Source organism: Algoriphagus confluentis (genome assembly GCF_036245625.1).
GTDB lineage: Bacteria > Bacteroidota > Bacteroidia > Cytophagales > Cyclobacteriaceae > Algoriphagus > Algoriphagus confluentis.
This window is the reverse complement of record NZ_BTPD01000008.1, coordinates 88,139-101,466: the sequence shown is the minus strand read 5'-3', so window position 1 is coordinate 101,466 and position 13,328 is coordinate 88,139. Positions and strand designations below refer to the sequence as shown.

8 protein-coding genes are annotated in these 13,328 nt (G+C 47.1%); 2 read left to right on the top strand and 6 right to left on the bottom strand.

Going from position 1 to position 13,328, the window contains the following annotated elements:
• Positions 1 to 15 precede the first annotated feature (15 nt).
• Together tatC and rpiB are read left to right on the top strand one after the other, a co-directional pair.
• A complete protein-coding gene (gene tatC / locus AAA943_RS13175; RefSeq protein WP_338224725.1) occupies positions 16 to 873 on the top strand; it encodes a twin-arginine translocase subunit TatC in 858 nt (285 codons plus the stop codon).
• A gap of 4 nt (positions 874 to 877) precedes the next feature.
• The gene (gene rpiB / locus AAA943_RS13170; RefSeq protein WP_338224724.1) at positions 878 to 1,312 is read left to right on the top strand and encodes a ribose 5-phosphate isomerase B; all 435 of its coding nucleotides are present in this window, start codon (positions 878 to 880) and stop codon (positions 1,310 to 1,312) included.
• A gap of 72 nt (positions 1,313 to 1,384) precedes the next feature.
• Here rpiB and AAA943_RS13165 read toward each other — a convergent pair whose 3' ends face one another.
• The 6 genes from AAA943_RS13165 to AAA943_RS13140 all read right to left on the bottom strand — a co-directional run bounded on the left by AAA943_RS13165 (position 1,385) and on the right by AAA943_RS13140 (position 13,324).
• Positions 1,385 to 2,995 carry a S8 family peptidase gene (locus tag AAA943_RS13165; RefSeq protein ID WP_338224723.1) on the bottom strand — a complete coding sequence of 537 codons (1,611 nt, stop codon included), beginning with the start codon at positions 2,993 to 2,995 and terminating at the stop codon, positions 1,385 to 1,387.
• A gap of 64 nt (positions 2,996 to 3,059) precedes the next feature.
• Complete coding sequence (locus AAA943_RS13160; RefSeq protein ID WP_338224722.1) at positions 3,060 to 6,896, bottom strand: eCIS core domain-containing protein; 3,837 nt, start codon at positions 6,894 to 6,896, stop codon at positions 3,060 to 3,062.
• Positions 6,897 to 6,905: 9 nt separating this feature from the next.
• On the bottom strand, positions 6,906 to 7,079 hold the full coding sequence (locus AAA943_RS13155) for a hypothetical protein (RefSeq protein ID WP_338224721.1): 174 nt from the start codon (positions 7,077 to 7,079) through the stop codon (positions 6,906 to 6,908).
• Between the two features lie 11 nt (positions 7,080 to 7,090).
• A complete protein-coding gene (locus AAA943_RS13150) occupies positions 7,091 to 8,428 on the bottom strand; it encodes an ATP-binding protein (RefSeq protein ID WP_338224720.1) in 1,338 nt (445 codons plus the stop codon).
• Between the two features lie 4 nt (positions 8,429 to 8,432).
• Complete coding sequence (locus AAA943_RS13145; protein WP_338224719.1) at positions 8,433 to 9,986, bottom strand: contractile injection system tape measure protein; 1,554 nt, start codon at positions 9,984 to 9,986, stop codon at positions 8,433 to 8,435.
• Positions 9,983 to 13,324 carry a carboxypeptidase-like regulatory domain-containing protein gene (locus tag AAA943_RS13140; RefSeq protein ID WP_338224718.1) on the bottom strand — a complete coding sequence of 1,114 codons (3,342 nt, stop codon included), beginning with the start codon at positions 13,322 to 13,324 and terminating at the stop codon, positions 9,983 to 9,985. The genes AAA943_RS13145 and AAA943_RS13140 overlap by 4 nt, the downstream gene beginning before the upstream one ends.
• Positions 13,325 to 13,328 lie beyond the last annotated feature (4 nt).

Below are 13,328 nucleotides of genomic sequence, written 5' to 3'. Positions count from 1 at the left end.
TTACTCTCCCCCAAAGTGGCATTAGATCAATATCAAGAGGAAGAAGAAGGAATGTCGTTTTTGGACCATTTGGAGGCCTTGCGTTGGCACCTTCTCCGGTCCGTTGCCGCTATTCTGATCTTCACCGTTTTGGCCTTTTTGGCCAAAAACATCGTTTTTGGACAGCTTATTTTGGGCCCGTCCAAGATCGATTTCTTTACCTATCGGATACTTTGTCAAATCGGCAATTCCTTGGGAATTACTGCGCTTTGTATTGATGATCTCCCATTTACCATCCAAAGCCGTCAGATGACTGGGCAGTTTTCCATGCACATGACTTCCAGTTTTGTCGTGGGTTTTATCGCTGCTTTTCCTTACGTGTTTTGGGAAGTTTGGAGATTTATCAGTCCGGGACTGTATGATCAGGAAAAAAATGCTGCAAGAGGAGCGGTGTTCTTCGTCAGCCTTCTGTTTCTGCTAGGCGCGGCTTTTGGCTACTATGTCCTTTCTCCGCTTTCGATCAATTTCCTCTCCAACTATCAGCTGGATCCGAGCATTACCAATGAGTTTGACATCACTTCCTATGTCACTACCTTGACTATGCTGGTATTGGCCTCAGCCATTATGTTCCAATTGCCCGTAGTGGTCTATTTCCTCTCCATGTCAGGCTTGGTGACTTCCAAGATGCTCAAGGCCTACCGCAGGCATTCGATCGTGGTGATCTTGGTGGTGTCGGCCATCATTACTCCTCCGGATGTAATCAGTCAGCTCTTGATCGCCATGCCGATTTTGGTATTGTATGAAATCGGCATCAGCATTGCCAAAAGACTGGAAAAGAAACGGGCCTTGAAAGAGGCGGAATACCAAAGAAAACGAGGATCTGAAGATGAATAAAACCATGAAAAAAATTGCTATAGGCGGAGATCACGCCGGATTTGAATATAAAGGAAAGCTTGTAAAAATGCTGGAGTCTTTGGGCTACGAGGTTAAGGATTTTGGTCCTTTTTCTTCTGCTTCTGTAGATTACCCGGATTATGTTCATCCTCTATGTTCAGCGATCGAAAACGGAGAGTTTGACCAAGGAATAGTCATCTGTGGAAGTGGAAATGGAGTGGCGATTACCGCCAACAAGCATCAAGGCATCCGTGCAGCCCTCTGCTGGAATGAAGACCTAGCTGCTTTGGCGCGGCAGCACAACAATGCCAATGTATTGGCACTCCCTGCTAGGTTTATCACCTACGAATTGGTAGAAAAGTTGACGGAAATCTTTTTGTCCACCGACTTTGAAGGAGGAAGACACCAAAACCGGGTAAATAAAATCGCCTGCACCTGAAAGTAAATGGACCCATAAAAAAGCCCCCATTTTTCAAGCTGAAAATGGGGGCTTTTTGCTTTAGATTTCCACTTATTGGCTGAGCTCAGCTGCCCGAATTAAGGCATTGTATAGATTGGCAATTTTTCCGGTTTTGGAGATTTCAATAAGGTTCTTTTCATCTCCTCCGACCTTGACTGGAAGATCCACCCTCAAGCCTGATTCCAAAATAACCTGCTTGACTTGTGCTGCCGTCAATTCAGGAAAGTAAGAACGAATCAATGCGGCAATTCCTGCTACCGCTGGTGCAGCCATAGAGGTGCCTCCCTTAAACTCATAAGCATCGTTGGGTGTGGTTGAATAGATTTCCGCGCCAGGAGCAAATATGTCCACATTCACCTTCCCGTAATTGGAGAAGGAAGCAATCAAATCCGGGCCATAGGAGGAGGTCAGTGCTCCGACTGAAAGGTAATTGTCTATGATCTCCGGACTGTTTTTCATTTCGTGGTCATTGGGATAGTTGGGATTGGAAGGGAGGTCCAAATCATTTCCATCATTTCCAGCGGCATGGACGAAGAGCACATCTTTCGCTGCGGCATATTTCAATGCATCATAAACCCATTCCGAATTGGGAGAAAAGGATTTTCCAAAGCTGGCATTGATCACTTTGGCTCCATTGTCTGCAGCATAGCGAATAGCTCTTGCGATGTCTTTGTCGTATTCGTCTCCGTCAGGAACTGCCCGAATAGCCATGATTTGGACATTTTTGGCTACTCCATCCACTCCAAGCTTGTTGCCGCGCTGTGCGGCGATGATTCCGGCCACATGCGTTCCGTGGCTTTCTTTTTCGTCACGGATATTGGGATTTCCATTGCCATAGTCGGTGTCATTTAGATCATACGGGTCGTCTCCGACGGGTTTTCTTCCGTCAAAATCCACATTTAGATTGTAGTCCAATTGGGCAGAGTAATATTCGATGCCTTCATTCAGATTGCTCAGGACAGCAGGTATATCCTCTCCCATACCAAACACTTGCTTCAGCACGCCCACTTGCTGTTCTTCCTGAGGGTTTTTTGGGTCAAAGGATTCCAAATCAGCCAAAGAATAATTTTCCTTACCCAATCCCTTGACCATGTTTTGATGGGCCATACTCACAAACTGTTCGATCTGCTTGAGTTGAGGCAAGGTGCCTTTAGCTTCAGGAAGTCTTTTTTCCAACTCAGCCTTTGCCTCTTGTTGTAAGGCTTCGTCACCTATTTTCAGCCGAAGGATTCGGGTAAATTCCAGTTGCTCATGATAGGATTCTCCAAGGAAATTATAGCCATGGATATCATCAATGTATCCGTTTCCGTCATTGTCAATTCCATCACCGGCTATTTCTCCAGGATTGGTCCAGAGGACATTTTTGATATCCTCGTGATCCAGATCTATTCCTGAGTCAATGACTGCCACTACTACAGTTTGGCCTTTTTTCTTTTTGAGAAGCTCTGAATAGGCGCGGTCCACACTCATTCCGGGAACGGTATCCCTAACCAAATCCAAGTGTCCCCAACGTTGGGATTCCACTTCGGATAGTTCGGTGATTCTTGGAGAGGTATTTTGGGTGGAAATCGGAGGGGCAGAAAGAAAAGAGGAGCTGCTGCAACCCATGACCAACAAGCCTGCACTTAGGCCTGTCAGCAGTTTTATGGAAGATTTAATCATGGACTAAAGGTAACGATATTGCAGAAAAAGGAAGGGATAAATCGGTGTTAAAAGATTTGAAAAATTACGTTTCGTAAGCATCCCGATCGATATCATTGAGTATAGTTGTTCCCTTTGGAATCAAAGGAGAAGTTTCTTCTTTTCCAGTTTTGGAATAAACAGCTGGAGTTATGATCTCAGCTTCACAAACCAGTTTGGTAGGAACCTGTGCTTCTGCAACTTTTATTTTATCCTCCGTTGAGGAAGAAGAGGTTATTTTAATCTTGGGTTTCTTTCGTTTATAAATTACTTCCACGAAATAATTGACCAAAGCTCCTGCAGCAGTTGCCTTTTTCACTCTTTTTTCCGCGATGCGCTCATGGTCTCCGTTCGCCCTTCGGTTTAGTGGAGTCAGGTTTTCCCACTCCTTTCCAGTCCCGCCCAATTTCTCGTTGAGAAGATGACCTTTTACATAATAGGAACCACTGCCCCTTTTTCTTTGATTGATGGTTTGGTAATTGGTCCCTTCACTGACAGATGGCGAGGAACCCAGCCCGGCATTGGGAGTACCCAATTTTTCCACTTTCATCCAAGTGCCGTATTCTCCTTTCAGGGTTCCGAATTTTGGGGTTACAATGGTGGCTGAAGAAGCATCAAAGATGGTTTTCAAGGTCAAAGTCAACTCATCCATCAGCTTTCCTATGGCTTTTGCTTTTGCACGTTCTTCGTCTTTGATCGCATTTTCATCCGTTGCCGTAATCGGTTTATTATACTCTGCCTCAATTTTGGCCACGACTCCTTCTGCCTTAGCTTTTGTGGCTGCATCGATTTGAAGATTATCAAGCCAGTCCCGAAGTGGGCTTGCCGGATCTGGATTGAGCATAAGTTGGGGCTTCCCGTCTTTTTCTTTAAAGAAAAGCCGATGCTTGGATTTGTCTTTGGCTTCAAAGCGTTTTTCCAGACCCAAGACCTCCTTAATCCAGCCCAAAGCGGAACTTGCTGCTTTTTTACCCAGATTTAAAAGAGCCCCGCCAGCCGCCAAAGCCTTATCTATCAACCAGTCGATGGCTCCGTTGATTTTTTCCCGCAGGGCTCCTATCATCTCAGCAATTTTGGTTCCCAGACCTCTCAAGCCTACTTGATTGGCCAGGAAGCCAATCGCAACCGGAATGGCTCTTGCCAAGGCAGATTCCAAAAAGTTAGCTGCTACACCAATCGATCCCCGGGCGATATTGGCCACTCCGGCCACGAAGGAATTGACGATTTCAAGCATCTCCCGGAACTTCTCGATAAAGGATTGCACAGCGCGGTAGAAAGCGATAAAGCTATTGATCACGGCCATAATGCCTGTGGGATCCAGCATGGCCAGGAGCTTTCCGACCACCTGCTCCACAATTCGGGTCATGATCCAGCCTTGGATTTGTTCCAAGACCAAATTCCAAAGATTGCTCAGCTGCTCCTGCACATACTCCCAAATAGCGATCGGTCCTCGCTCCCAAACATCCTTAATAAAGGTCCAAATGCCAGTAAGCTGATCTATAGCTCCCCGGATTTGGGCTACCCGCTCTTCCCCGATTTTCAGGGCTAATCTTTCCCAAACATTGTCAATGGTAAGGCCAAGTGTATCCAATACAAAGCCCAAAATGGACTGGAAGCTCAGGTCTGCGGGAGGAGTAATTCCTGCAGAGGCCAATTCCCCAAAAAGCCAATCTCTCAATCCTCCCAAAAGATGGGTGACGATATTGTTGAAAAACTGCACAAAGCCCTGTTTGACAGCTGCAAGTAGATTTTTGAGAAAGCCTATCGGATCCCTTTTGATGTCTTCAAAAGCACTTTGGGCATTGGCGATGATCTGCTGAACCGTTTCTATCGGGAAGTTCATCACCACCAAAAGGACCTCTACTACGATCTGTACAATGGTGACTACAAAGGAAATCAGGCGTTGGATTGGAGCTGCCAAAGTCTGGACGATTCGCACAAACGCATCCAAAGGATGGAAGACATCTTGAATAGTAAAGCTATTCCAGAGCGTAAGGAAAAGCCCGGTGATGTATTCCCAGCTGAAGTTCAGGCTGGCTACAGCAGCATCCACCTTGGCCGTCATTCGGGCAATGGCTCCAGTCTGTTGCATCTGCTGAAACTGCTCCTCTCCACCGGGCAAAAGTCCCATAAAGCCCCGGATTAGATTCTCGGTAGATCTCGGGACCTCCTCTCCTGTAAAGGGATCTTTGCCCAATATCACTGTGATCAAATGATATCCCTGTTGCTCTCGGGCATAGGCTGACAATTGGGCCAGAAGGGCGTTTTTGATAAACTCAAGAACCTTCAGGGCCACATTGGCAGCAAAGGTGAATACCCTTGTGGTGAAAGGCTCAAAAATGGCGATGGTCCTTCGGAAGGCAGCCAGAGGATCTCTCAGATCTTCCAAAGAAAAAGCATTCCAAGCCTGATCAAATAGGGTTTTGATTTCCTCAAAGCTGAAATTTAAAGCGGCCAGTTCAGCGTCAATCCAGTCTGCCGTTTCCTGAAGGGTTCCTTCCGCTTTCATCCGCTCCAGTTCCTGCTCTTTTCCGATCAGAAGGAGAAATGCTTCAATTTTCTCGGCCGTCGTTGAGGAAACTTCCTGTCCAGTGAGGGGATCTTTGCCCAAAAGCTTGACCAATAAAGGATAACCGGGGAAGGCATCCGCGAGTGCTTTGAGACCGGCCATTAGGGCTTCTTTGACAAGCTCAAAAATCTTGTCCTTCACCCTCCCGGCAAAGGTGATCACGTCTCTGTAGAGCTGACCAAAGGTCCTGTCCAAGACGGCCATGTTTTCATCCCAACCTGAGAAAAGACTAGCCTCATCCCAAGCCTGCTCCAGAGTTCGTTCCAGTCGTGCTGTAGTGAGATTGAGTGCCTGCATTTCTCCTTCCACCCAAGTCATGGCCGATTGGATGATGCCCAACTCGGTAAGTTTGTTGAACAGCAGGGTTCCAAAAACCGGGATCAGCCCGAGAAGACCCCCGAGTAGGTTGGTTGCATTCCGCTCCACATTTCTTCCGGCCAAAGGATCATAGCCAATAATCACGCAAAGCAAAGTATAGCCGGGTATATAGCTGGCAAAGCGGGAAAGTCCCTCTCTTACCGCATAGGGGAGGCGTTGTACTTTCGGTTGGGAGGTGGAAATTTCAGGTTTTGGACTTCTCTGAACAGCTGCTCCCTGCTGTACGGTATGAGTGAGTTCATGTGCGATGAGGTGCTTACCCTGAGGAGTCTCCGGCTGATATTTGCCTTCATTGAAAAAAATATCTCCTCCATGGGTAAAGGCCTGAGCTCCCAACGCATCGCTCATTTGAGCCGCTTTAGGACCCGTATGGATTTTCACTTCTGAAAAATCAGCTCCGATTTTTGCCCCCATTTCCTTCAGGACACCAGAAGGGAGAGGACTTCCGCCTGTGGTAGTTTGGATTTGAGCGCCCAAAGAAGGAGATACTTCCCGTGGGCCAGCATCTATCTCCTTTAATTGCACCTCCTCTTCCTCCTCGGCCTGCATTTGCACCTCCTCCTCTTCCTCGGATTGAAGAGCAATTCTCGATATTCCTTCAACAATGGGAGACATTTGGATTTCCTCTTCTTCCTCAGTCTGCATTTGGACTTCCTCCTCTTCTTCGGGTTGGAAAGAGACCCTCGAAATTCCCTGGAAAAGGGGGCGCATCTGTATTTCTTCCTCTTCCTCTTGCTGGCGCTGGATTTCTGAAGAATACGAAGCCATCAAAGGAGGTGAATCCGCTGTGGGCATCATCATCACCCGGTCAGCGACTGATTCTGCTTCCTTTTCAAACTTGTCGTTAGGTTTACCGACTTTCAGGGCAGGCTGAATCCGGGCTCCTACATGTAGAGCCGGAGAAGGAGGAAAGAGTTTTTCAGCTACTGCGCCCATATTCCTTGATTAAAGCGGATTCATCAGCTTTCCGGGCTCGGAAGTCTTCATCTCCGATTTTTCTTTATCCACTGGAGTCATCCCCTCTTTTTCCTTTTTGGATAGAATTTCTTCTTTTTCCTCTATCACCTGAGGAATCATTTCCTCCTCGGGCTCAGGCTTTTTTCGGACCTTTTTTCTCATTCAAAATGGATTTAGATGGTTCTACCTGCTTTTTGATATTCCCTTCGGATCCCTTCCCGGAGATCCTCCAGCCGGACTATTCTTTCTTTGGTTTCCAGTGCCATCAACAGGCTGTGTCTTACGGCATTCAGAATACTGCCTCCGGTGAGGTCGTATTTTTTTGCGATTTCATAGAGATCTATCTCCGGATCCATATGGGCTTTTTTCGGAAAGGCCTTTTTCCACAGCTCTTGACGCTGCTCAAATCCCGGAACGGGGAAATAGATCACGGACTGGAATCTTCGCATAAAAGCTTCGTCCAAATTGGTCTTGAGATTGGTAGCCAAAATGACCAAGCCGGCAAAGTCCTCTATCCGCTGAAGCAAATAGGAGACTTCCTGATTGGCATAGCGATCATGGGAGTCATTTACGGCGGTTCGTTTGCCGAACAGGGCATCCGCCTCATCGAAAAATAGAATCCAGTCCTTGCGCTCTGCTCTCTCAAATACCCGGGCCAGGTTTTTCTCTGTCTCTCCGATGTACTTGGAAATCATCAGAGAAAGGTCGATCCGATAGACATCCAAACCCATCTTTTTACCCAAAAGAGCTGCGGTCAATGTCTTTCCCGTGCCGGGAGGGCCATGAAATAGCGCCTTGAATCCCGGTTTGAGAATTCGGTTCATTTCCCATTCCTCCAAGAGATAATCCCTGTGTTTTAGCCAGCTTTCGAGTTCCTTGAGCTGTAGGAGGATGTCCTCTTCCAATACCAAATCCTCCCAATCCATGGAGGTTTTCAGTTGCTGGGCAGGAAAATCGGGACCAAAAGTCGGCTTTTGTGGCTTTCCAGTGGTGATCAGCTCGAGAATCTCAGGGGAAAGGGTAAGGACTCCATTGAGGAAGGACTCCTCGGGGTCAGTACCGGAGATTCGGATAATCCCTTCTCTAAACAGCACACCCTGAGGATCAAAAAGGCTTTGGTAAAAGAAGCGCTTTTCCAGATTTTTCCCTGAAAGTATGAACAGGACCATTTCTCCGGTGGGCAAAATGCCGTGTCCCGTTTTTCCTTTTCTGACTCCAAATTCCGTGTAGATCTGCTGGGTGTGTTGATTTCTTGCGGTAAACATGTCCAAGAGCTGTGGCCGGATGTGTGGCACTGCTGCCAAAATGATCAAAAACCGCTCAGCCGGACCCAATTCGTAATTCTGGATCAGAGTGGAATAATCGGACTCAATTCTGCTCAGGTCAGGGGCAGGCAAGTCCAAAAGATCTTCTGGCCCCGATTCCGGACGGGAATTGATAGTGGAGCGGGTCTTCAGGATCTCATGAAGCCAGTCCAGCTCTAGCTGTATAGCTTTTGCGTTTTGTTTCATAAGCTTACCATTGAGTGAAAAGGGTTTGGCTCATCCAAGGAAGCTTGATAATGCTGATTGTCCATGGCAGGCGGTCTACAAGCAGGTCAATGGGATTTCGCTCTATTTGGAGCTGAAACCCCTGATCTACTTTCCGGATCATGCCGGTGCGAAAGAAAAATCCCTTGGCCATACTTTTGCCGGAGGTACTTTTCAGGACCGTCCAGTTTTTTGCCATGGAGTCCAGCAGGTTGAGGATTTCCTCCTGCTCAGGTTTATTAGGAATCAATTCTAAAGGGATAGGTAGATCCAAGCCTACTCCGCACAAGATTTTGTTCAATACCAAATCTCCTTCTTCCAGTTCTGAGGTGGTGCCAAGTAAAGCCTGAGTGAGCAAAACAGCACGAAGCTGGGCCTGCTCACTTATGAATTTCCGGTTTCGAGTCAGATCCAATCCTTCGAAAAAGAAGGGGAAATAGGGTGCAGCCAAGACCAATCCCGCATTGCGGATCTGATAACTTTCCTCCAATGCCGGGCTTGATCGCGCAAGACGTATTTTTTCCTCGGGGCTTGCTATTCTTTCTTTTCCCGTGAGTAGGCTTTGTTTGCTTGATTTCGGGTTTTCCTGTTTTTCAATCGCTTTGAAAAACTTGGCTTTGGCTTGTATTATGGCCTGATTTTCCGGAGCATCTGTCCTCTCTTTTTTCCCAACAAAGACTTCCCTGGCCAAAGCCCAATTCCTTTCTCCTGACTTGGTCCAAGACTTTCTCACTTCAGGAATCTGGGCGAAAAGCAAAAGGAAATCGGCCAAGGCTGTAGGGGAAATTGAAACTTCTGGCTTGGGAGAAAATACTTGTTCATCCAGCCACTTTCCCCAGAGACCTGAATCAGGCCGGGGCACAAAAGCCTGCTCAATGGCTTTTTGGAAAAAAGTATGAATCATAAGATTTTTTCTAAGCAAGGAGATCTTTTCAGCCTCTCGTAGAAACCTGAGGATCCGAATCAATCGCCTTTCTGATTCAGGGAAAAGGAAAGAAAGCAGGTCTTGGGAGGCTTTTGGTCCCAGATGGTAATGCAATCGCAAGCTTTGCTTGAGGTCCAAAGGCTTGGATAAGAGCCATTTTTGGAGTGGAATTGGGCTATCTTTTTGGATTTGAAAAATAAGGGTGCCTATGCTTTTACGCTCATTAAGACCGATCCACCAAGGGTATTGGCCTGTTCTGACCAAGTGAATCAGCTGCTCCATATCCCTAGAATGAACGTGTTTTTTTTCGCCCAAGGAAGGAGAGGAAGGGACCACTCTTGGGCCGTAGCCAATTTTTTCGATCAACTCTGCTCTTATCCTTTTTTTGAGCTCTTCTCGAGAGAGATTTCTGGCCATTCTCCCCAAATCCAACTCCAACTTTTCCAGTCGTATTTTCCGGTGGCTTGGGATCAGTTCATCGAAAACTTCTTCCAAAGTGGGAAGGATGAATGACCGGAAGCGATCTCCCCATTGCGGCAAATCTTTTCTGGCCTGCTCTTCATTGGAGTAGTTCAGTTCGAGAGTTTGCCTGTGGATGAGATGCCTGTTGCTCATCTGCGAATCATTTTATCGATTATCGAGGTTTTGTTATCAGAAGCTCCAATTCTGATGTCCTTGATTTCAGCAATGGATTTCAGGGAATCATTTTTCAGCTTGGGCAGCTCTTCTTCTTTGATCAGGAAAGTCGGATTATCAGCGAGGATAACTTCGATCATTTTGTCTTTGGACATTTCCTCTGTCACAGCCAAGTTTCTGCTTGCTGCCAAGTCGCGGATGACCAGGGTATCCAATGCCTTAAAGTCAACTGCTACCCCATTGGCTTCCACTCGCTCAAAGCGGGTGAGTGGGATGGTCACCTGGTCTTGAGAACAGATGAATTCCTCCATTTCCAAATATCCCTGAGCCTGGACGACAATAGTCTGTCCCGGGGAAGGAAGGTCGAGTTCGAAGGTTCCCTTGTCAGAGGTTTTGGTGCCCATCTGTGTGCCTTTGACTGAGACAGAAGCGCCACGAATGGCTTCACCTGTTCGCCAGTCCGTGACAGTTCCCTTGATCTGCATGGTTTTGCATTCGTTTTCCTGAGGTCCGCAGTTTTTGGCTTGGTAGTCAAGGATTCGTTGATCGAGGATTTTCCCGTCGTCTTCCATAGCCGGCAGACCCAGACAGGTGAGTAGTCTTTGTTTAGCCTCATATTCTTCCAAGACTCCTTGAGTCATTTCGATCAAGGTAAACCCTTTGGACTCTCTAAGACTGGCAAGCAGGGCCTGAATCGCCTGTTCTTCGTTCAGGTTCTCTTGTGGAATTTCTCTGTTTCTGAGTGCGGTCTGCACATATTTTTGACCTTGATTCCAGCAGGCCAATATTTCGGCGCTATAGCATCCGCTGGCTTCTCCACGGATATGGATGGTCACTTTTCCCCGATCGGACTTTTTGCTTTCCGTATCCAGGAGCATGTATTCAAAATGGTCGATGCCCGTGTAGTTTTCCGGAGGAGTATAGATGAAAGTCACATTAGACTGTCCGTGTTCTACACGCCCGCCGTTTTTGGTGAGAGAGTCAAGTAAGGTAACGGTAAAGGACCTGTCCTGAGGCAGGTCATTCAAGGTGACTTCTACGAGGATTTTTCTGTTGACTAGAGTGATCGCAAAATCCGGTCTGGCAAAAGGAGGCAACAATCCCCAATCGAAATTTTCGCAGGCATCCATACAGGCACAGTCGCAGGATTTGCCCTTCAGGCTAAAGTCTCCAATCACCCGGTCAGATTTGCTGTGGTAGAGCAGAAAGAAAGTTCCTCCCCGATAGGCACCTGCCTCATGAGTCATTCCGGGATTAGCTTTGAGAAAATGGGCAAACTGCTTCGAATTGGCCATGAAACTTACCCGATGCAGGTAGCTCAGATAGAGTCTTTTGAGCTTGGTAAAATATACCAGATCAATCAACCGATAGAGTACTGGAGAGATCCGATGGAGGATGCCATTGTAAAGTGTCAGTAAGGAGTCGGGGCTGTTTGGGGGTAGTTTGAGCCGCTCAATCAGTTTGTTTTGGACCAGTAGGAAATCCAATACCCCCTGAAGCAAGCGCTTGTATGCGGCCTGAAAGGCGGACCAATCCAAGTCTGCAAGGCAGGTAGGCAGCAATTCCAGCCATTCGTTGAGCCACTCTATGGGCTTCATCTCTTCTATATTCACTTTGGCCCGAGAAAGATTCTCCTCAATGGCCTCTTTTCTCACCCGCTGTACAAAATCCGCGATTTCCTTTATGTCAAGCAGGGTGCCGTGAAGCAGCAGTCGATGATGAACATATTCTTCCTGCAAATCATGCCAATGGCAACGATTTTCTGTGGCTAGTTCGGCCTTATCAATATGGAGCGCCTCCACTTCGATATCCAAATTGAACGAACGGATTAGCTGTGAAACCGCCTTCTTTGCTTCTTCGATGGGCTTATCCAAATGGCCCTCAATTCGCAAGAAGGGGTAAGATTCCAAGTCAAAACCTAAAGGGCTTTCGATAAATTTTCCATCCTTTTTCGGCGTATCGGGCTGATTGTCGTAGCCTAGGATTTCAGCCCTCTTGGAAGAGGTCAGGTTTCTTTCCTGAGGATCTGGCCAAGACTGCTCCAGGCTAAACCAGCTTCCGGACTTTCCTTTGGATTTGATCGCATAGTAGTAGGGAAGACTTCGCTCGCCTAGTTTTCCGTATTTTTCTCTACTCGGAGTGATTTTGACCGGAAACTTCTCCGGTTGATTTTTGACAAGGATGGCCAATTCAAAAGTTTCGATCATCAGCACCAGCCGGCGATAGCGCTGAGCGAGGGTTTCTTTCAAAATCCGCTGGTCATTGAAGATGGGAGGCTGAATCCATCCGTGCCTGAAGCGATAGAATTCTTCTGCAGTCTCATTGGCTGAAATCGCCCTTCCCAGCATCATATGGAGCGGAAACAATGATGGGTCCGTAGGACAGGAGAACCAGAGCGATTCCCCAGTCTGTAAATATTCCTCCCAGGCTAAGCAAAGCTCTTTGAAAAAGTCATAGAGGTATTGAATACCCGAAATGTCCTTAGGGTCCGTATCCAAGGCCTTCATCAAGTCTTGGATTTTATTCTGGATTTCTCCTCCTGCAAAAGGATTTTTGAAAGCAAAGCTTTTCTCCAAAATAGGCTCATAGACCTTATATCCTTTGGCCAAAACTTCCCAAAATTCTTTGTTGATTACCTTTTTGATTGTCTCTTGGTAGTGCTTGATGAAAGCTCTTGGCTCAAGGGATTCGTCCCCATCTGGACGGAAGCGAGGCTTGGGAAAAGGAAAAAGAGGTAGTCCCTGATCAACTGAGAGATCATGCTCTACGTTTTGGGAATATTTCAGGATTTTGTTCAAATCTGCCTGAGATACTACCAGTCTACGAAGGGTGAGGATTCGGTCTATTCCTTTATCGTCACAGGCATTTCCCAGGCAGGATTTGAGGTCCCGATCAAATATTTCCAAGAAAAGCAGGACAAACTTGTTGTTCAGGAAGTTTGCCGGAGAATTCAGTTTTTTTACCGAAGGATCATCGGCAGGCTGTTCGCTGAGCAGTTCGAAGAGCTCAACCTTTTCTTCGGTGAAGGGCTTGTAGCTGACCCCTTCGGGTAGAGAATAAGGGCGATAGTGAGAAGCGTCAAATTGTCTCCCGATCTGGATCAAAAATCCCTCGGAAGTAATCCCCAGCCCCTTGGAAATCCTCAGTCCGTTGGAAAAGGGAAGGACTTTCAATCCACAGGCTATGCCCATACCGATGAGTTTGGACCGGGTGAGCCGATTTTGCTGATCCAGATATGCCCCCAGCTGATTCAACTGGTCGCTGGTGAGGACTTGGCTTCCTTCAAAAATGGGGTAGTTGTTGATGAGCTGACTCATGATC